At 70.0% G+C, this 17607-nt stretch carries 21 protein-coding genes, 1 tRNA gene and 1 riboswitch; of the genes, 15 read left to right on the top strand and 7 right to left on the bottom strand.

What is annotated here, in order from left to right; all coding sequences use genetic code 11:
• Nucleotides 1-52: 52 nt before the first annotated feature.
• From ACZ62B_RS15325 to ACZ62B_RS15315, 3 genes are all read left to right on the top strand, one after another.
• A complete protein-coding gene (locus tag ACZ62B_RS15325; RefSeq protein WP_327378561.1) occupies nt 53-148 on the top strand; it encodes a putative leader peptide in 96 nt (31 codons plus the stop codon).
• Nucleotides 149-250: 102 nt separating this feature from the next.
• On the top strand, nt 251-529 hold the full coding sequence (locus ACZ62B_RS15320; protein ID WP_344559305.1) for a MoaD/ThiS family protein: 279 nt from the start codon (nt 251-253) through the stop codon (nt 527-529).
• A gap of 6 nt (nt 530-535) precedes the next feature.
• Complete coding sequence (locus tag ACZ62B_RS15315) at nt 536-1486, top strand: PLP-dependent cysteine synthase family protein (RefSeq protein WP_344559307.1); 951 nt, start codon at nt 536-538, stop codon at nt 1484-1486.
• Nucleotides 1487-1549: 63 nt separating this feature from the next.
• Here the strand turns inward: ACZ62B_RS15315 and ACZ62B_RS15310 are convergent, their stop codons facing one another.
• The gene (locus ACZ62B_RS15310; protein ID WP_344559347.1) at nt 1550-1687 is read right to left on the bottom strand and encodes a hypothetical protein; all 138 of its coding nucleotides are present in this window, start codon (nt 1685-1687) and stop codon (nt 1550-1552) included.
• Nucleotides 1688-1888: 201 nt separating this feature from the next.
• Between ACZ62B_RS15310 and ACZ62B_RS15305 the strand changes: the two genes are divergently transcribed.
• Nucleotides 1889-2641 carry an MBL fold metallo-hydrolase gene (locus ACZ62B_RS15305; RefSeq protein ID WP_344559309.1) on the top strand — a complete coding sequence of 251 codons (753 nt, stop codon included), beginning with the start codon at nt 1889-1891 and terminating at the stop codon, nt 2639-2641.
• Between the two features lie 73 nt (nt 2642-2714).
• Here ACZ62B_RS15305 and ACZ62B_RS15300 read toward each other — a convergent pair whose 3' ends face one another.
• Both ACZ62B_RS15300 and ACZ62B_RS15295 read right to left on the bottom strand, forming a co-directional pair.
• A complete protein-coding gene (locus tag ACZ62B_RS15300) occupies nt 2715-3962 on the bottom strand; it encodes a PTS transporter subunit EIIC (protein WP_469690633.1) in 1248 nt (415 codons plus the stop codon).
• A gap of 211 nt (nt 3963-4173) precedes the next feature.
• Nucleotides 4174-5487 carry a PTS transporter subunit EIIC gene (locus ACZ62B_RS15295; protein ID WP_344559313.1) on the bottom strand — a complete coding sequence of 438 codons (1314 nt, stop codon included), beginning with the start codon at nt 5485-5487 and terminating at the stop codon, nt 4174-4176.
• A 185-nt stretch (nt 5488-5672) separates the two neighbouring features.
• Between ACZ62B_RS15295 and ACZ62B_RS15290 the strand changes: the two genes are divergently transcribed.
• The 4 genes from ACZ62B_RS15290 to rdgB all read left to right on the top strand — a co-directional run bounded on the left by ACZ62B_RS15290 (nt 5673) and on the right by rdgB (nt 7899).
• Nucleotides 5673-5906 carry a PTS sugar transporter subunit IIB gene (locus ACZ62B_RS15290; RefSeq protein WP_344559315.1) on the top strand — a complete coding sequence of 78 codons (234 nt, stop codon included), beginning with the start codon at nt 5673-5675 and terminating at the stop codon, nt 5904-5906.
• A 76-nt stretch (nt 5907-5982) separates the two neighbouring features.
• Complete coding sequence (rph, locus tag ACZ62B_RS15285) at nt 5983-6720, top strand: ribonuclease PH (protein WP_344559317.1); 738 nt, start codon at nt 5983-5985, stop codon at nt 6718-6720.
• Nucleotides 6721-6864: 144 nt separating this feature from the next.
• The gene (locus ACZ62B_RS15280) at nt 6865-7263 is read left to right on the top strand and encodes a tropomyosin (RefSeq protein WP_383456367.1); all 399 of its coding nucleotides are present in this window, start codon (nt 6865-6867) and stop codon (nt 7261-7263) included.
• 33 nt (nt 7264-7296) lie between these two features.
• Nucleotides 7297-7899: an RdgB/HAM1 family non-canonical purine NTP pyrophosphatase gene (gene rdgB, locus ACZ62B_RS15275; protein WP_344559318.1), complete on the top strand. Its 603-nt coding sequence runs from the start codon at nt 7297-7299 to the stop codon at nt 7897-7899.
• Nucleotides 7900-7903: 4 nt separating this feature from the next.
• Here rdgB and ACZ62B_RS15270 read toward each other — a convergent pair.
• Nucleotides 7904-7990 (bottom strand) — tRNA-Leu (locus tag ACZ62B_RS15270).
• Between the two features lie 39 nt (nt 7991-8029).
• Nucleotides 8030-8497, bottom strand: coding sequence for a thioredoxin-dependent thiol peroxidase (bcp, locus tag ACZ62B_RS15265; protein WP_468719416.1), 468 nt, complete (start codon nt 8495-8497; stop codon nt 8030-8032).
• Nucleotides 8498-8645: 148 nt separating this feature from the next.
• Here bcp and ACZ62B_RS15260 point away from each other — a divergent pair, with 148 nt between their 5' ends.
• The 3 genes from ACZ62B_RS15260 (at nt 8646) to ACZ62B_RS15250 (ending at nt 9866) form a co-directional block, all read left to right on the top strand.
• Nucleotides 8646-8975, top strand: coding sequence for a DUF3618 domain-containing protein (locus ACZ62B_RS15260; protein WP_344559320.1), 330 nt, complete (start codon nt 8646-8648; stop codon nt 8973-8975).
• Nucleotides 8976-9027: 52 nt separating this feature from the next.
• Nucleotides 9028-9384: a GroES family chaperonin gene (locus ACZ62B_RS15255; RefSeq protein WP_004930971.1), complete on the top strand. Its 357-nt coding sequence runs from the start codon at nt 9028-9030 to the stop codon at nt 9382-9384.
• A 66-nt stretch (nt 9385-9450) separates the two neighbouring features.
• A riboswitch (guanidine-III (ykkC-III) riboswitch) is annotated at nt 9451-9512 on the top strand.
• Between the two features lie 33 nt (nt 9513-9545).
• Nucleotides 9546-9866, top strand: a complete 321-nt coding sequence (locus ACZ62B_RS15250; RefSeq protein ID WP_030825380.1) for a DMT family transporter — start codon at nt 9546-9548, stop codon at nt 9864-9866.
• 16 nt (nt 9867-9882) lie between these two features.
• Here the strand turns inward: ACZ62B_RS15250 and ACZ62B_RS15245 are convergent, their stop codons facing one another.
• Nucleotides 9883-12288: a transglycosylase domain-containing protein gene (locus ACZ62B_RS15245; RefSeq protein WP_469690626.1), complete on the bottom strand. Its 2406-nt coding sequence runs from the start codon at nt 12286-12288 to the stop codon at nt 9883-9885.
• A gap of 223 nt (nt 12289-12511) precedes the next feature.
• Here ACZ62B_RS15245 and ACZ62B_RS15240 point away from each other — a divergent pair, with 223 nt between their 5' ends.
• The 4 genes from ACZ62B_RS15240 to ACZ62B_RS15225 are packed head-to-tail and all read left to right on the top strand — an operon-like array spanning nt 12512 to nt 15938.
• Nucleotides 12512-13312, top strand: coding sequence for an ABC transporter permease (locus tag ACZ62B_RS15240; RefSeq protein ID WP_383456360.1), 801 nt, complete (start codon nt 12512-12514; stop codon nt 13310-13312).
• Entirely contained in the window at nt 13305-14126 is an 822-nt protein-coding gene (locus tag ACZ62B_RS15235) for an ABC transporter permease (RefSeq protein WP_468719418.1), read from the top strand. The genes ACZ62B_RS15240 and ACZ62B_RS15235 overlap by 8 nt, the downstream gene beginning before the upstream one ends.
• A 6-nt stretch (nt 14127-14132) precedes the next feature.
• The gene (locus ACZ62B_RS15230; protein WP_344559333.1) at nt 14133-15140 is read left to right on the top strand and encodes an ABC transporter ATP-binding protein; all 1008 of its coding nucleotides are present in this window, start codon (nt 14133-14135) and stop codon (nt 15138-15140) included.
• A 33-nt stretch (nt 15141-15173) separates the two neighbouring features.
• Nucleotides 15174-15938, top strand: a complete 765-nt coding sequence (locus tag ACZ62B_RS15225) for a DUF1707 SHOCT-like domain-containing protein (RefSeq protein ID WP_344559335.1) — start codon at nt 15174-15176, stop codon at nt 15936-15938.
• 200 nt (nt 15939-16138) lie between these two features.
• Here the strand turns inward: ACZ62B_RS15225 and ACZ62B_RS15220 are convergent, their stop codons facing one another.
• Nucleotides 16139-17506: an SGNH/GDSL hydrolase family protein gene (locus ACZ62B_RS15220; protein ID WP_469690620.1), complete on the bottom strand. Its 1368-nt coding sequence runs from the start codon at nt 17504-17506 to the stop codon at nt 16139-16141.
• Nucleotides 17507-17607 lie beyond the last annotated feature (101 nt).

The following is a 17607-nucleotide window of genomic DNA, read 5'->3' as shown; positions in this document are numbered from 1 at the left end:
AAGCGTGAGATCACACTCTGGAGGCCGGTCCGGGAATCGATACGATGACCCCATGGTTCTTCCAGACGTGAGCGAAAAAGCGCCGGGCGCCCTGCTCGTGGCGCGGCTGCACGTCGACCTGTGCAGGCTGAACAGCGCCATCTGTTGATCTTCCGCTGCCGCCGTGGGCCGTGAGCCGCGGCGAACTGCCGCGCGCCCCCGCGCGCCCTTACGAACCCACGACAGACACTTCCGACAGGAGCCCTCAGCCATGGCCATCGAGGTCCGCATCCCCACCATCCTCCGCCAGTACACCGACGGTCAGAAGGCGGTGGAGGGCACCGGGGACACCCTCGCCGAGCTCTTCACCGACCTCGAGACCCGGCACACCGGCATCCACGCCCGCATCGTGGACGGTGAGCAGCTCCGCCGCTTCGTCAACGTCTACCTCAACGACGAGGACGTCCGCTTCCTGGACGGCATCAACACCAAGCTGTCCGACGGCGACAGCATCACGATCCTGCCGGCCGTCGCCGGCGGTATGGCCTGATCGGCGATGCGTTACGACTCCCCGCTGGCCGCGGTGGGCAACACCCCCCTGGTGCGCCTGCCGCGGCTCTCGCCGTCCGCCGACGTCCGGATCTGGGCGAAGCTGGAGGACCGCAACCCCACCGGCTCGGTCAAGGACCGCCCCGCCCTGTTCATGATCGAGCAGGCGGAGAAGGACGGCCGCCTCACCCCCGGCTGCACCATCCTCGAACCGACCAGCGGCAACACCGGCATCTCGCTCGCCATGGCCGCCAAGCTCAAGGGCTACCGCATGGTCTGCGTGATGCCCGAGAACACCTCGCAGGAACGCCGTGACCTGCTCGGCATGTGGGGCGCGGAGATCATCTCCTCCCCGGCCGCCGGCGGCTCCAACACCGCCGTGCGCGTCGCCAAGGAACTCTCCGCCGAACACCCCGACTGGGTGATGCTCTACCAGTACGGCAACCCGGACAACGCCGGCGCGCACTACGCGACCACCGGCCCGGAGATCCTCGCCGACCTGCCCTCCATCACCCACTTCGTGGCCGGCCTCGGCACCACCGGCACCCTCATGGGCGTCGGCCGCTACCTGCGCGAGCACAAGCCCGACGTCAGGATCGTCGCCGCCGAACCGCGCTACGACGACCTCGTCTACGGCCTGCGCAACCTCGACGAGGGCTTCGTCCCCGAGCTGTACGACGCCTCCGTGCTGACCACCCGCTTCTCCGTCGGCTCCGCCGACGCCGTCACCCGCACCCGCGAACTCCTCCAGCAGGAGGGCATCTTCGCCGGCGTCTCCACCGGCGCCGCCCTGCACGCGGCGATCGGCGTCGCGAACAAGGCGCTCAAGGCCGGCGAGAGCGCCGACGTCGTCTTCGTCGTCGCCGACGGCGGCTGGAAGTACCTGTCGACCGGCGTCTACACCGCCGCGACGACCGAAGAGGCCATCGACACCCTCCAGGGCCAGCTCTGGGCGTAGCCCCACAGCCACGACAAGGGGCCGGAGCCCGTCTCCGGCCCCTTTCGCATGCCCCGGAGGGGATCACTCCCGCTCGCCGTCACCCCTCCCGGGCCCGCGCCGTCTCCGGGACCGGTGCCCCCGGCCCCACCCGTCGACGAGCGCGGAGACGAGCGCGAGCAGTACCACCGCGGCGAGCGCGAGCCACCAGGCCGTGTGCATGCCCCGACCGTACCGGCGCGAGCCCCCGTCCCGCGCCCCTCCCGCCCCGTCGTGCGCCGCATCCAGCCGAACCGGTGACAGCGCAGGTGAGTTCGCCCACAACGGCCCCTGGCGGAGGAGCGACCACAGGTTTTGCGCCTTACGCTCGACGAACCGCACGACCCCCGTCTCTCCACACCCGCCAGCGGAGGTTTCTGCTTCATGAAGCTCACCGTCGTCGGCTGCTCGGGGTCGTTCCCGTCCGCGGAATCGGCCTGTTCGAGCTACCTCGTCGAGGCCGACGGCTTCCGGCTGCTCCTCGACATGGGCAACGGCGCCCTGGGCGAGCTGCAGCGCCACTGCGGTCTCTACGACCTCGACGCGATCTTCCTCAGCCATCTGCACGCCGACCACTGCATCGACATGTGCGCCTACTTCGTGGCGCGCTACTACCGGCACGACGGCGGCCGCTGCGCCCCCCTGCCGGTCTACGGCCCCGAGGGCACCGAGCACCGGCTCACCACCGCCTACGCCGACACCCCCTCGGCCTCCTCCATGAGCGAGGTCTTCGACTTCCACACGGTCAAGCCGTCCACCTTCGAGATCGGCCCGTTCCTCGTCCACACCGAGCGCGTCGCGCACCCGGTCGAGGCGTACGGCATCCGCATCGAACACGGCGGCAGGACACTGACGTACTCCGGCGACACGGGCGTCAGCCCCGCGCTCGACGACCTCGCCCGCGACGCCGACCTCTTCCTGTGCGAGGCCGCCTTCACGCACGGCAAGGAGAACATCCCCGACCTGCACCTCAACGGCCGCGAGGCGGGTGAGACGGCAGCCCGCGCGGGAGCCCGCCGCCTGATCCTCACCCACATCCCCCCGTGGACCGACCCGCAGGCCAACCTCACCGACGCCCGCGAGGTGTACGACGGCCCGGTGGGGCTGGCGGCGTCCGGGGCGACGTACGAGATCTGACGCGCGACGACCGGGGCCCCCGGAAGCCGTCACGGCTTCCGGGGGCCCCGGTGTCATGTCGTACGGGAACGGCTCACGCCTTCGTGGCGTCCTCGAGCTCCTCCTCGGGCTCACGGCCCGGGGTCGGAAGGTTGAACTTGACGATGGCGAAGCGGAAGAGCACGTAGTAGATCGCCGCGAACACCAGACCGATCGGGATGATCAGCCATGGCTTGGTCGCCAGGCTCCAGTTGAGCCCGTAGTCGATGGCGCCCGCGGAGAAGGTGAAGCCCGCGTGGACACCGAACGCCCAGGTGATCGCCATGGACAGGGCGGTGAGCACCGCGTGGATCGCGTACAGCACCGGGGCGATGAACATGAACGAGAACTCGATCGGCTCGGTCACACCGGTCACGAAGGAGGTCAGCGCGAGGGAGACCATCATGCCCATCACGGCCTTGCGGCGCTCCGGCCGGGCGGCGTGCGCGATGGCGATGGCGGCGGCCGGGAGGCCGAACATCATGATCGGGAAGAAGCCCGACATGAACTGCCCGGCGTCCGGGTCACCGGCGAAGAACCGGTTCAGGTCACCGTGCACGACCTCGCCGGCCGCGTTGGCGAAGTCGCCGATCTGGAACCAGGAGACGGTGTTCACGAACTGGTGCATGCCGATGGGGATCAGCGCGCGGTTGATCAGACCGAACAGACCGGCACCCGCGGCGCCCAGACCAGTGATCCACTCACCGGCGTCGGAGATGACCCCGCCGATGGGCTCCCAGACCAGACCGAAGAGGACACCCATGAGGGTGCCGACGAAGGCCATGATGATCGGGACGAGGCGGCGGCCGTTGAAGAAGCCCAGCCAGTCCACCAGCTTCTTGCGGTGGTAGCGCTGCCACAGCACCGCCGCCAGCAGGCCCATCAGGATGCCGCCGAGAACACCGGGGTTGTTGTAGGTCGCGGCTATGTCCGCGCCGTCCTGCACCTTGGCCTCGGTGACCGGGAACGCCTTCAGGACGTTGCTGTAGACCAGGAAACCGACGAGCGCGGCGAGGGCGGTGGAGCCGTCGGCCTTCTTGGCGAAGCCGATCGCGACACCGATGCAGAACAGCATCGGGAGGTTGTCGAAGATCGCGCCACCCGCCGTGGCGAACACCGCGGTGACCTTGTCGGGGAGGTTCAGCTTCTCCTGGACGTCGGCCTGGCCGAGCCGGAGCAGGATGCCCGCCGCCGGCAGCACGGCGATCGGGAGCTGAAGGCTTCGGCCGACCTTCTGCAGGCCCTGGAACAGGCCGGATCCCCGCTTCTTTGCGGGGGCCGCCGTTGCGGTGGCGGTGCTCATAAGTCCTCCATCGGGTGATGGTCTACACCACTCAGTGGTGTAGACCTGTTGTAGCACGATGAAGGCCGCGTAAGGAACCCATGAAACCTGCTACCGCCGGGCTACCCACCGTGCCCGCCCGGAGCGGCAAGCGGAACCGCCTCCAGGCACGCCGAAAAGCCCCCGGACCACGAGGTCCGAGGGCTCGAACAGCCGCCTCCAGCCTAAGCAATCACGCCTTGGTGGTGTCCTCCACCTCCTCCTCCGGCTCCCGTCCCGGGGTCTTCAGGTCGAACTTCGTGATCGCGAAGCGGAAGATCACGTAGTACACCGCCGCGAAGCACAGCCCGATCGGAACGATCGCCCACGGCCGGGTCGCCAGGTTCCAGTTGATGACGTAGTCGATGAGCCCGGCCGAGAAGCTGAACCCGTCCTTCACCCCCAGCCCCCACGTCACCGCCATCGACACGCCCGTGAGCACCGCGTGGATCGCGTACAGCACCGGCGCGATGAAGAGGAAGGAGTACTCCAGCGGCTCGGTGATGCCGGTCACGAACGACGTCAGCCCCACCGACAGCATCAGGCCGCCCACCTCCTTGCGGCGGTGCGGCTTGGCGCAGTGCGTGATCGCCAGCGCGGCGGCCGGCAGGGCGAACATCATGATCGGGAAGAAACCGGTGGTGAACTGGCCCGCGGTCGGGTCGCCCGCCAGGAACATGTTGATGTCGCCGTGCACCACCGTGCCGTCCGGCTTGGTGTAGCTGCCGAACTGGAACCACATCGGCACGTTCAGGAACTGGTGCAGCCCGATCACCAGCAGCGCCCGGTTGGCGATGCCGAACACACCCGCGCCCCACGCGCCCAGATCGCTGAGCCAGTCGCTGAAACTCTCCAGCGCGCCGCCGATCGGCGGCCAGATCCACAGGCACAGCGCCGCGAACAGGATCGCCACGAACGCCATGATGATCGGCACGAGCCGGCGGCCGTTGAAGAAGCCCAGCCAGTCCACCAGCCTGGTGCGGTGGAACCGCTGCCAGAAGTAGGCGGCCAGCAGCCCCATGACGATGCCGCCGAAGACCCCCGGGTTCTGGAACGTGAACGCGGTCACCGTCCTCGCCCCGTCGGTCAGCTGGCACCCGACCTGAGGCACCGCCTCCGACCCCTTTGGGCAGTCCTCCGGGAACTGCCGCAGCACGTTGAAATAGACCAGGAACCCCGCCACCGCCGCCAGCGCCGTCGACCCGTCCGACTTCTTCGCCATCCCGATGGCCACACCCACGCAGAACAGCAGCGGCAACCCCAGCGAACCGTCCAGCAGCGCGCCGCCCGCGCCCACCATCACCTTGGAGACGTTCGTCCAGCCCAGACCCTCGTCCCCGAACACGTCCGGCTGCCCCAGCCGGTTCAGGATGCCCGCCGCCGGCAGCACCGCGATCGGCAGCTGCAGGCTCCGCCCCATCTTCTGCAGGCCCTGGAACAGACGGTTCCAGCGTTCACGCGCGGGAGGGACCGTACTCCCGGCGCCGGCGGCACTCTCGGCACTCATCAGGTCCCCCTCGGCGAAAGCGGTGACGGCGGGTTTGGCGGCAGTCCACCCGGTGGTGTAGACCAGTCGGAGGGACGGTTCCGCTGTCGTGACGCCATCATTCGGCACCCGCGACAGGACCGCTCGCAAAGATGGGCCAACTGTGGGTTACTGCGACAAAGCGGTTCGGATCAGGGAGAACGAACATGGCCACCAAGGCTGAGAAGATCGTTGCCGGGCTCGGCGGCATCGACAACATCGAAGAGGTCGAGGGCTGCATCACCCGCCTCCGCACCGAGGTCAACGACCCCGCACTGGTCGACGAAGCCGCCCTCAAGGCCGCCGGCGCCCACGGCGTCGTCAAGATGGGCAGCGCCATCCAGGTCGTCATCGGCACCGACGCCGACCCCATCGCGGCGGAGATCGAAGACATGATGTGAGCCGCGGCCACGTCTTCGGGGCCCCTCCCGCACCTGCGGAAGGGGCCCCTTCCCTTGTACGGCTAGGCTCAGCGCCATGTCTCGAATCGACGGCCGCACCCCCGAACAACTCCGCCCGGTCACCATCGAACGCGGCTGGAGCAAGCACGCCGAAGGCTCCGTCCTCGTCTCCTTCGGCGACACCAAGGTCCTCTGCACCGCCTCCGTCACCGAAGGCGTCCCCCGCTGGCGCAAGGGCAGCGGTGAGGGCTGGGTCACCGCCGAATACGCGATGCTGCCCCGCGCCACCAACACCCGCGGCGACCGCGAATCCGTCCGCGGCCGCATCGGCGGCCGCACCCACGAGATCAGCCGCCTCATCGGCCGCTCCCTGCGCGCCGTCATCGACTACAAGGCCCTCGGCGAGAACACCATCGTCCTCGACTGCGACGTCCTCCAGGCCGACGGCGGCACCCGCACCGCCGCCATCACCGGCGCCTACGTCGCCCTCGCCGACGCCGTCGCCTGGGCCCAGGGCAGGAAACTCATCAAGCCCGGCCGCAAGCCCCTCACCGGCACCGTCAGCGCCGTGTCCGTCGGCATCGTCGCCGGAGTCCCCCTCCTCGACCTCCGCTACGAGGAAGACGTCAAGGCCGACACCGACATGAACGTCGTCTGCACCGGCGACGGCCGCTTCGTCGAGGTCCAGGGCACCGCGGAGGCCGAGCCCTTCGCCCGCGACGAACTCAACGCCCTCCTCGACCTCGCCGTCACCGGCTGCACCGAACTCGCCGCCGCCCAGCGCGCCGCGCTTGATACCGTCCTCGAAAGGTAAAAGACACACCAAGGCAGCCGGCCGACGCGGGCAACCGCGCCGGCCGCCGCCGCGTCTGAAGGAGTACGGGCGCACGGATCGACCCCGGGCGCCCGGCCAACGACCAGGGCCGCCGGGCGGCCCGACAAGGGGAGGGACCGTTCCATGGCCGCGAGCCGCCGACGCCGCACCGCAGCCGTCGCCGCCACCCTGGCGGCCGTCGTGCTGACCGCCGGACTCACCACCGGCTGCGACGCCGTCGACAAGGCACTGGACTGCGTCCAGACCGCCGATGCCATCGCCGACAGCGTCACCGACATGCAGCAGGCCGTCGAGAACGCCGGCAACGACGTCACCCAGCTCGAGGAATCCCTCGAGTCCATAGACAAGAACCTCGGCGAGATCGGCGACAAGACCGACAACGCCGACGTCGGCAAGGCCGTCGAGGACCTCGAGAAGGCCGTGCAGAACGTCCGTACCTCCATCGAGAACGGCGACGAGACCCCCGACATCAGCCCGGTCACCGACGCGGCCGGCGAACTCACCAAGGTCTGCACGCCGTAAGGACCCGTGCACGGGCCCGGGGATACTGGGCCCATGACCCGCCTGATCCTCGCCACCCGCAACGCCGGGAAGATCACCGAACTGCGCGCGATCCTCGCCGACGAGGGCCTGCCCCACGACCTCGTCGGCGCCGACGCCTACCCCGACATCCCCGACGTCAAGGAAACCGGCGTCACCTTCGCCGAGAACGCCCTGCTCAAGGCCCACGCCCTGGCCCGGGCCACCGGCCTTCCCGCCGTCGCCGACGACTCCGGCCTCTGCGTGGACGTCCTGAACGGCGCCCCCGGCATCTTCTCCGCCCGCTGGGCGGGACGCCACGGCGACGACAAGGCCAACCTGGATCTGCTGCTGGCCCAGTTGGGCGACATCGCGGACGAACACCGGGGCGCCCACTTCGCCTGCGCGGCGGCCCTGGCCCTCCCCGACGGCACGGAGCGAGTGGTCGAGGGCCACCTGACGGGCACCCTCCGCCACACCCCGGCGGGCACGAACGGCTTCGGCTACGACCCGATCCTCCAGCCGGAGGGCGAGACGAGGACCTGCGCGGAACTGACGGCGGCCGAGAAGAACGCCATCAGCCACCGCGGCATGGCGTTCCGGGCGCTGGTTCCGGTGATCCGGGAACTGCTCGACTGAACACTGGTGCGGCCGGAGGGACTCGAACCCTCACGGGAGTTACCCCACTGGGACCTAAACCCAGCGTGACTGCCAATTCCACCACGGCCGCCTGATGCTGCCCGGCCATGCTAGCGGCCGGGCAGCGGGGTCAGATGCCCAGATCCTTGATGATCTTGGCCACGTGGCCCGTCGCCCGGACGTTGTAGAGGGCGTGTTCGACCTTGCCCTCCTCGTCCACGACGATCGTGGAGCGGATGACGCCCATGTAGGTCCTGCCGTAGTTCTTCTTCTCGCCGAAGGCGCCGTACGCGTCGAGGACCTGCTTCTCCGGGTCGGCGAGGAGGGTGACCTTCAACGACTCCGCCTCGCGGAACTTGGCGAGCTTCTCCGGCTTGTCGGGGCTGATGCCGATGACGTCGTAGCCGGCGTCGGCCAGCAGCTCCAGGTTGTCCGTGAAGTCGCAGGCCTGCTTCGTGCAGCCGGGGGTGAGTGCCGCCGGGTAGAAGTAGACGATGACCTTGCGGCCCTTGTGGTCGGCCAGGGACACCTCGTTGCCGTCGGCGTCGGGCAGGGTGAAGGCGGGGGCCTCGTCCCCGGGCTGGAGGCGTTCGCTCATCGAATCCGGTCTCCTCGTACGTACGCGCTGCGTGGATCGGGTGCCGGGAACGAGGGTAACCGGGGGTCCTGACAGTGCGTGGCGGCGTGGAGCTGACAGACTGTCCGGCACAGGTACACGGGTATCAGCGGATTTCGGAGGCGGCACGGTGGCGGACACGGCGGACACCAGAACCCCGGCGCAGATCGAGGCGGACATCAGGCGCCGCCGCGCGGTGCTGGCCGAGACCCTGGACGAGATCGGTGTGCGGGTGCACCCGAAGACGATCGTGGGGGACGCCAAGGCCCGGGTCGTCTCGAACGTCGATCACACGCTGGGGCGGGCGTACGTCCGGGTCAACGGCGTGGTGAGTGACGTCAAGGCGCAGTTCGTGGACGAGGAGGGCTCGCCCCGGCTGGAGCGGGTCGTTCCGGTGGCGGTGCTGGTGGTGGGGGTCGTGGGGCTGATGGCGTTCGGATCCCGTCGGCGCAGGCGCTGACCGTGTACCCCGCCCGACGGTGCGAGCGGCGATTGCAGGTAGGTTTCAGGACGTGAGCGCCAAGAGACACGAGCACGGTTCCCAGGACGACAAGCTGCCCATCCGGATGTTGCACGACCGCGTGCTCGTGCGACAGGACACGAGTGAGGGCGAGCGGCGTTCCGGGGGCGGCATCCTGATCCCCGCGACGGCGGCCGTGGGCCGTCGGCTGGCCTGGGCCGAGGTGGTCGCGGTGGGGCAGAACGTCCGCACCGTGGAGCCGGGTGACCGGGTGCTGTACGACCCGGAGGACCGGGCGGAGGTCGAGGTGCGGGGAACGGCGTACGTGCTGATGCGGGAGCGCGATCTGCACGCCGTGGCCGCGGACCGTTTCGAGGGTTCCGAGGATTCGACCGGTCTGTACCTGTAGAGCGGTGGTGGGAAGGGGCTGGTGACCGTTGTCACCGGCCCCTTTCCCGTTTTCGGGCTAGGGTGGAAGGACCCGAGAGGGCCCCGACGAGACGCGCCGTACCGGGGCGAAGGCAAAGACGACGCACCCCCGTTTCCGTTCGTGTCCCGGAGGTGCCCGTCATGGCCTGGGTTCTGCTTGTCGTTGCCGGTCTGCTGGAGGTCGGCTGGTCGGTGGGGATGAAGTACACCGACGGTTTCACCCGGCTGGTTCCGAGTCTGCTCACCGGCGCCGGGATCGTGACGAGCATGCTGCTGCTGTCGTACGCCGCTCGTACGCTGCCGATCGGCACGGCGTACGGCGTGTGGGTGGGGATCGGCGCGGCCGGGGCGGCGGTGCTGGGCATGCTGGTGCTGGGCGAGCCGGTGACGGCCGCGCGGATCTTCTTCATCTGTCTGCTGCTGGTGGCCGTGGTGGGGCTGAAGGCGACGTCCGGGCACTGAGCGGCGGGCCGGCCGGTCAGTCCCACCGGCTGTTCTGGATGAGCGTGCCGGTCAGACCGTCCGGTCCGGGGTCGTCGTCCCCGTTGTCGTCGTCCCCGCTGGCGTCGTCGTCTCCGTTGGCGTCGCCGTCCCCGGTGTCGTCCGTGGCCGTTCCGCCGCCGTCCTCCGTCTCGCCGCCGGTGGTGCCGCCCCCGGTCTGCCCCTGGGACGGTTCCGCCTCGTCCTGGCCGGTTGATTCGTCGCCCGTCTCCGTCCCGCCCGGTGCCTCGCTGCTGCCGCCGCCGCTGCCGCCGCCGCTGCCGTCGTCGCCCGGGTCGCCGGAGGAGGACGGTCCGGTGCTGGAGTCGCCGGGGGGTGGCTGGGTCTTCCAGGCGCCGGGCTGGAGGCGGAGGTTGAAGGCCGTGACCGGTACGTCCTCGAGGGCTTCGCGGGTGTACTGGCCCCAGATCTCGGCGGGGGCGCCGCCGCCGTTGATCCGGGGCAGGCCCATGGCGCCGTAGAGGGGTTTGTGGCCGGCGGTGACGGGGTCCTGGCCCATGACGGCGACCACGGTGGCCAGGTCGGGGGTGTAGCCGGCGAACCAGGCGGCGGTGTCCTCCTCGGCGGTGCCGGTCTTGCCGGCGGCGGGGCGGCCCGCCGTCTGGGCGGCGGTGGCGGTGCCGTTCTCGACGACGCCGCGCAGGACGGAGGTGGTGGTGTCGGCGGCCTGGCGGCTGACGGCCTGGCGGGTGCGGCGGTCGGGCAGCTCGACGTCCTGCCCGTTCTGGGTGACCTTCTCGATCATCGTGTAGTCGCCGTGCTTGCCGTGGTTGGCGAGGGTGGCGTACGCCTCGGCCATGTCGAGGACGCTGGCGGTGGCGACGCCGAGGGCGATGGAGGGCCCGGCGTCGGAGAGGCTGGGGGTGTTCTCGGACAGGCCGAGGTCGATGGCGGTCTGCCGGACCTTGTCGGGGCCGACGTCGACGGCCATCTGCGCGTACACGGCGTTGACGGACTTGTCGGTGGCCTCGCGGACGGTGATGTCGCCGTAGTCGCGGTGGTCCTCGTTCTCGGGGGCGTAGCGGTCGCCGGGCCAGCCCTGGACGGGGCGTTCGCTGGTGCCGTCGTAGATGGTGTTGGGGGTGATGGGGCGGCCGTCGTGGGTGCGGGAGCCGTTCTCGACGGCGGCGGTGAACACGAACGGTTTGAAGCTGGAGCCGACCTGGAAGTCCCGGCGGGTGGCGTTGGGGGTGTACTGCTTGACGTAGTCGATGCCGTTGTACATGGCGACGACCTTGCCGGTCTTCACGTCGATGGAGGCGCCGCCGGCGCGGACGTAGGTGTCGACCTCGCGGTTCTCCTTGTCGAGCCGGTCCATGAGTTTGTCGTTGACGGCGTCGACGAAGGCGTCCTGCTTGTCCTTGTGCAGGGTGGTGGTGATGCGGTAGCCGCCGGTGTCGAGGGTGTCCTCGTCGACGATGCCGTTCTGGACGAGCTGGTTCTTGACGATGTTCACGATGTAGCCGCGCTGCCCGGACAGGCTGGTGGAGACGGTGGTCCGCTTGGGCATGGGGAACTTCAGGCCGGCGCGTTCGGAGGCGCTGAGCCAGCCCTCGTCGACCATGCCGTCGAGGACGTAGTTCCAGCGGTCCTCGACGGTGTCGCGGTTCTCGGGGTGGATGATGACGTCGTACTGGCTGGGGGCGTTGACGAGGGCGGCGAGGTAGGCGGCGCGGCCGGCGTCGAGTTCGGAGGCGTCGATGCCGTAGTAGGCGTGGGCGGCGGACTGGATGCCGTAGGCACCGCGGCCGAAGAAACTGGTGTTGAGGTAGCCCTCGAGGATCTGGTCCTTGGTCTGTTCGCGGTCGAGTTTGATGGCGATGAAGAACTCCTTCACCTTGCGGGTGACGGTCTGTTCCTGACGGAGGTAGTAGTTCTTCACGTACTGCTGGGTGATGGTGGATCCGGACTGCTTGCCCTTGCCGGTGAGGGTGTTCCAGGCGCCGCGGACCATGGCCTGGGGGTCGATGGCGGACTCGGTGTAGAAGTCGCGGTCCTCGGCGGCGAGGACGGCGTACCGGGCGTCCTCGGAGATCTGGGAGAGGGTGACGTTCTCCCGGTTGACGTCGCCGTCGCGGGCGATGACGGAGCCGTCGGCGTAGAGGTAGACGTTGGCCTGCTGGGTGGCGAGGGCGTTGGCGGCGGGGATCTGTACGAGGTGGTAGCCGAGGAAGAAGCCGCCGATGACGACCGCGGCGGCGACGAGGAGGCCGCCGAGGACCATCCGCCAGGTGGGGAGCAGCCGGCGCCATCCGGTGCGTTCGGGCCTCTTCGTGGCGGCGGCCGCCTGGGACTTCCTCGGTGCCCAGCCCTTCCCGGACTGCTCCCCGGAGTGTTTTCCGGACTGCTTCCCGGGCGGCTGCGGCTGCGGCTCGTCGCTCATGTCGTGCACGGACTCCTGTTTCGCCTGGCTTGTTCCACTACGCCGTGGTGTGTGCCTCTTATTCAAGACTGTCCCATCCGGCGGCGCGTCTCCGCCGACGCCGCGCGTGGCGCGCGTACACGGCTTGTCACACACATGGCCCCAACGAAAATGCGTGGCCGGGGATGTGGCGGGCGCACTAGGCTCCTGCGCTTCGGTGCCGGACGCGGGAGGAGGGCGGGGCGTGGGCTCGGCGCGGTTGTATCTGGCCGTCGCGGTCGGGGGTTTCAGGCGGTACGCGTCGTACCGGGCGGCGACGGCGGCCGGGGTGTTCACCAATACGGTGTTCGGGCTGATCCTCGTCTACACGTATCTGGCGCTGTGGGAGGAGCGGCCGGGGCTCGGCGGGTACGACCAGGCGCAGGCGGTCACGTACGTGTGGCTGGGGCAGTGTCTGTACGCGACGCTGGCGATCCAGGGCGGGGGCGCCGAGAAGGACCTGATGGAACGCATCCGTACCGGTGAGATCGCCGTCGACCTGTACCGGCCGGTGGATCTGCAGCTGTGGTGGCTGGCGGGTGACGTGGGCCGGGCGGTGTTCCAGATGCTGGGACGGGGCGTGGTGCCGTTCGTGTTCGGTTCGCTGTTCTTCACGATGGCGCTGCCCACGGAGATCACGCCGTGGCTGGCCTTCGCGGTGACGCTGCTGCTGGCGGCGGTGGTGAGTTTCGCGATCCGCTATCTGGCGGCGCTGAGCGTGTTCTGGCTGATGGACGGCACGGGCGTCAGCCAGGTGCTGATGATCACGGGGGTGTTCTTCTCGGGCATGGTGCTGCCGCTGAACGCCTTCCCGGACGGGCTCGGTGACGCCGTACAGGTGTTGCCGTGGGCGGCGCAGATCCAGGTTCCGGCGGATGTGCTGATGGGGGAGCGGGACCCGCTGGGGGCGTTCGCGTTCCAGGCGGCGTGGGCGGTGGCGCTGCTGGCGGCGGGGCGGCTGCTGCAGTCGGTGGCGACGCGGCGGGTGGTGGTGCAGGGTGGGTGAGCGGAGCCCGGTCGTGGAAGGGCTGCGGGCCTACGGGCTGATCGCCGGGATGTGGGTGCGGTCCGGGATGACCTACCGCGCGTCCTTCGTCTTCACGGTGTTCGGGAACCTGCTGATGACCGGCCTGGACTTCGTGGGGATCCTGCTGATGTTCTCGCAGGTCGACTCGCTGGGCGGCTGGACGCTGCCGGAGATCGCCCTGCTGTACGCGCTGTCGGTGACGTCGTTCGGGATCGCCGACATGCTGCTCGGCTCGATGGACGTGCTGGGCGCGCGGATGCGGGACGGCTCGTTCGACATCCTGCTGGTGCGTCCGGTGCCGGTGCTGGCGCAGGTCGGCGCGGACCGTTTCGCGGTGCGCCGGCTGGGCCGGATCACGCAGGGCGCGGTGGTGCTGGGCTGGTCGCTGGCCGCGGTCGACGTCGACTGGAGCGCGGTGAAGGTGCTGCTGGTGCCGGTGATGGTGGTCAGCGGCGCGGCGATCTTCTCGGCGGTGTTCGTGGCGGGCGCGGCGTTCCAGATCTTCGCGCAGGACGCCGCCGAGGTGCAGAACGCGTTCACGTACGGCGGTACCACGCTGCTGCAGTATCCGCCGAGCGTGTTCGGGAAGGATCTGGTGCGCGGGGTGACGTTCATGCTGCCGCTCGCCTTCGTCAACTGGGTCCCGGCCTCCTACGTGTTGGACCGTCCGTACCCCATCGGTCTGCCCGGCTGGTCGGCCTTCGCGTCGCCGCTGGTGGCGGTGGGCTGCTGTGCGTTGGCGGGTCTGGCGTGGCGGACGGGTCTCAGGTCGTACCGGAGCACGGGGAGCTAGCAGACGATGGATGACGCTTTCATCGAACTCGACGGCGTGGAGAAGGTCTTCGACGTCCGCAGGAAGACCGGCTTCCTGAAGCGGGAGCGGCATCGGGTGCGGGCGGTCGACTCGATCTCCTTCACGGTGGCGCGGGGCGAGATGGTCGGCTACATCGGCCCCAACGGCGCCGGGAAGTCGACGACGATCAAGATGCTGACGGGGATCCTCACACCGAGCGGCGGCCGGCTGCGGGTCGCCGGGATCGACCCCTCCCGCGAGCGGACCCGGCTGGCGCACCGCATCGGGGTGGTGTTCGGGCAGCGTACGACGCTGTGGTGGGACCTCCCGCTGGTCGACTCGTACAAGCTGATGCACCGCATGTACCGCATCCCGGACGCCCGGTACCGGGAGAACCTCGACCGGCTGACCGAACTCCTCGACCTGGGCGAGCTGTTGGACGTGCCGGTGCGTCAGCTCTCGCTCGGCCAGCGGATGCGCGGGGACATCGCGGCGGCGCTGCTGCACGACCCGGAGGTGCTCTACCTCGACGAGCCGACGATCGGCCTGGACGTCATCTCCAAGACCAAGGTGCGCGACTTCCTGCGGCAGTTGAACGCCGAGCGGTCCACGACGGTGCTGCTGACCACCCACGACCTCCAGGACATCGAGCAGTTGTGCTCACGGGTGATGGTCATCGACCACGGCCGGCTGGTCTACGACGGCCCGCTCACCGGGCTGCACGAGGCGGGGGAGAGCGAGCGGACGCTGGTGGTGGACCTGGAGCGGGAACTCCCGCCGATCGAGGCGCCCCCGCCCGCGCGGGTGGTACGGGTGGAGGGGCCCCGGCAGTGGCTGGCGTTCCCGGCGTCGGCGTCGGCGGCCGAACTGGTGGCGCGGATCGCGGCGCGGTACCCGCTGGTGGACCTGTCGGTACGGGAACCGGACATCGAGGCGGTGATCGCGAGAATGCTGCGTTCATTGGGGGACACCCCCGAACCCCCGCAGGAGCGAGCCGGGCGGGCCCTCTCGTAGCCGTGCGGCGGAGACAACTCGTAGGCTGCTGGTATGACCGACGACGCAGCCGCCCCGGACCTCCGCGCCTCCGACGCCGACCGTGAACGGGTCGCCGAGATCCTGCGGGACGCCCTCGCGGAGGGCCGCCTCGACATGGAGGAGTTCGAGGAACGGCTGGACGCGACGTACAAGGCGCGCACGTACGGCGACCTGACGCCGATCACCCGCGACCTGCCGGACCACGGGACGTCCGCCCCGGCCGTGTCCCTCACCAAGCAGCCGGAACGGGCCGGCACTTGGGGAGACAGGATCATCGGCGGCGACGACTCGGGCACGTCGTCGTGGGCCGTGGCCGTGATGTCGGGCTTCCAGCGCAAGGGCCGCTGGACGGCGCCGCGCCGCTTCAACTGCTTCGCCTTCTGGGGCGGCGGGGAGATCGATCTGCGGGAGGCGAACTTCGCGGACCGCGAGATCGTCATCAACGCGGTCGCGATCATGGGCGGGGTGGAGGTCGTCGTCCCGCCCGGCGTCGAGGTCGTCGTGCGCGGCATCGGCGTCATGGGCGGCTTCGACCACCGCGAGGAGGGCGTACCGGGCGAGCCGGGCGCCCCGCGCGTGATCGTCACGGGCTTCGCCTTCTGGGGCGGCGTGGGCGTCGACCGCAAACTCCCCCGCGCGGAGAAGCAGCGCCTGCGCGAGGAGCGCCGCAGGGAAAAACTGGAACGCAAGCAGGAACGTCGCCGGGAGCTGGAGGCGTCCCTCCCGGACCACTTGAACCTCGGGAAGGCTCACGAGGAGCGCGAGGACCGTCGCTGAGGGGTTCTTCAGGGGTTTTTCGCCCCCGCCGCCCCTTCCCGTCCCGACCCTGGGGCTCCGCCCCAGACCCCGCTCCTCAAACGCCGGAGGGGCTGAAATTCAGCCCCTCCGGCGTTTGAGGAGCGGGGGCTTGGGGGCAGCGCCCCCGGAGAACGGGGACGGGAAGGGGCGGCGGGGGCGAAGAAACCACCCCGAACCCCCTACAACCGCGCCGGAGCCCCACCCTTCAGATCATCCAGATCGAACGCCTCCGCCATCCGGGCATACCCCCTGTCACTGGGATGAAGATGATCCCCGGAGTCGTACTCCGAACGGAACCGGCGCGGATCGTACGGATCGCGAAGCGCCCCGTCGAAGTCGACGACCGCGTCGAACACCCGCCCCGCCCGTATCTCCGCGTTGATCACCCGCCGCACGTCCTCCCGCGCGCTGGTGTACCCCCGGTGCCCGCGGAACGGCATGAGCGTCGCCCCCACGACCTTCACCCCCCGCGCATGAGCCCGCTCGACCAGCGCGTTCAGCCCTGCGACGATCGCGTCCGGATCGGCGGTCCCCGGATGACGCAGAATGTCGTTGACCCCGAGCACGACGACGACGACCTCGACGTTCGTCCGCCCCAGCACATCCCGCTCGAACCGGTTCAGCCCACTGGCGTTCTCCGCGGGCCGCCCCAGCCCGTCGGCGAGCACCTGGTTCCCGCTGATCCCCTCGTTGACGACGCTGTACCGCGGCACGTCCCGCCCGTCGGCGACAGCCGACCGCAGCCGGTCGGACAGCACGTCCGGCCACCGGTTGTTCGCCCCGGTCGTCGAGGTGACACCGTCCGTCAGCGAGTCACCGAGGACGACGACCGTCCCGTCCGCCTCGTCGCTCAGCACGTCCAGCGCGGTCACGTACCGCCAGACCGTGCTCTGCCCGGTGTACGCGGCCCCGGTCGCGTCCCGGGTGTGCTCGCCGTCGGCGACGTACGAGATCTGGCGCGCGTGCGGGTGGTAGGTGACCGGCCCGGACGCGGTGGGGGAGTACGTCGTGACGAGGACGTCCCCGTCGTGCGGGACGGCGATGCGCACGACGTCGCTCGTCACCTGTCCGCCCGCCGGGACGACGACCGCCGGGTTCCCGGCGAAGGCCAGCGGTCGCATGGTCTCCGCGAGCGCCGCCGCCGTGTCCGGGTCCGCGGACACCGCGATCGAGGCGTGCGTGACGGTCAGCGGCGACTGGCCGTACAGGTTGGACAGCGTGACGCGGGCGCTCGTACCGCCGGCGCTGGTGTGGACGACGTTGCGCACCGAGCGGCCCGCGAGCCCCGTCATCTCGGTGCCGGGTTCGCCCCCGACCGGGGAGGTGGCCCAGGAGGAGACCCAGGTGCCGGTGGAGGCGGGCGCGGCCGGGTTGTTCCGGGCGTCACGGTCACCGGCCACGGTGCCCCGTTCCCGCGCACCGTCGTCGACTCCGACGCCGACGTAGATGGCGGCGGAAACCGCCAGAATCGCGGCGAGGACCGCGGCGAGCAGGGCACGCTGCTTGGCGGGAGGCGCCTGCGCGCCCCCGTCACGACCCCGGGTCATGCTGTTCCGTTCTCCTCGGAAGACGGGAGCGAGAGGCTCCGATCTGATGAACCCATGATGATCCACGGGCCGGGAGGTGCTCGGCCGCGCGTGCGCGGCGG

The organism is Streptomyces sp. NPDC053426, assembly GCF_055585405.1.
The sequence above is the reverse complement of the archived record's forward strand: the minus strand, read 5'-3'. Positions and strand labels throughout refer to the sequence as shown.

Coding starts and splice junctions, on each gene's coding strand:
- ACZ62B_RS15320 (WP_344559305.1), top strand. CDS start 251: ATGGCCATCGAGGTCCGCATCCCCACCATCCTCCGCCAGTACACCGAC.
- ACZ62B_RS15295 (WP_344559313.1), bottom strand. CDS start 5,487: ATGAGTGCCGAGAGTGCCGCCGGCGCCGGGAGTACGGTCCCTCCCGCG.
- ACZ62B_RS15230 (WP_344559333.1), top strand. CDS start 14,133: ATGGATGACGCTTTCATCGAACTCGACGGCGTGGAGAAGGTCTTCGAC.
- ACZ62B_RS15220 (WP_469690620.1), bottom strand. CDS start 17,506: ATGACCCGGGGTCGTGACGGGGGCGCGCAGGCGCCTCCCGCCAAGCAG.
- ACZ62B_RS15245 (WP_469690626.1), bottom strand. CDS start 12,288: ATGAGCGACGAGCCGCAGCCGCAGCCGCCCGGGAAGCAGTCCGGAAAA.
- ACZ62B_RS15225 (WP_344559335.1), top strand. CDS start 15,174: ATGACCGACGACGCAGCCGCCCCGGACCTCCGCGCCTCCGACGCCGAC.
- ACZ62B_RS15290 (WP_344559315.1), top strand. CDS start 5,673: ATGGCCACCAAGGCTGAGAAGATCGTTGCCGGGCTCGGCGGCATCGAC.
- bcp (WP_468719416.1), bottom strand. CDS start 8,497: ATGAGCGAACGCCTCCAGCCCGGGGACGAGGCCCCCGCCTTCACCCTG.
- rph (WP_344559317.1), top strand. CDS start 5,983: ATGTCTCGAATCGACGGCCGCACCCCCGAACAACTCCGCCCGGTCACC.
- ACZ62B_RS15315 (WP_344559307.1), top strand. CDS start 536: ATGCGTTACGACTCCCCGCTGGCCGCGGTGGGCAACACCCCCCTGGTG.
- ACZ62B_RS15310 (WP_344559347.1), bottom strand. CDS start 1,687: ATGCACACGGCCTGGTGGCTCGCGCTCGCCGCGGTGGTACTGCTCGCG.
- ACZ62B_RS15325 (WP_327378561.1), top strand. CDS start 53: ATGGTTCTTCCAGACGTGAGCGAAAAAGCGCCGGGCGCCCTGCTCGTG.
- rdgB (WP_344559318.1), top strand. CDS start 7,297: ATGACCCGCCTGATCCTCGCCACCCGCAACGCCGGGAAGATCACCGAA.
- ACZ62B_RS15305 (WP_344559309.1), top strand. CDS start 1,889: ATGAAGCTCACCGTCGTCGGCTGCTCGGGGTCGTTCCCGTCCGCGGAA.
- ACZ62B_RS15280 (WP_383456367.1), top strand. CDS start 6,865: ATGGCCGCGAGCCGCCGACGCCGCACCGCAGCCGTCGCCGCCACCCTG.
- ACZ62B_RS15250 (WP_030825380.1), top strand. CDS start 9,546: ATGGCCTGGGTTCTGCTTGTCGTTGCCGGTCTGCTGGAGGTCGGCTGG.
- ACZ62B_RS15300 (WP_469690633.1), bottom strand. CDS start 3,962: ATGAGCACCGCCACCGCAACGGCGGCCCCCGCAAAGAAGCGGGGATCC.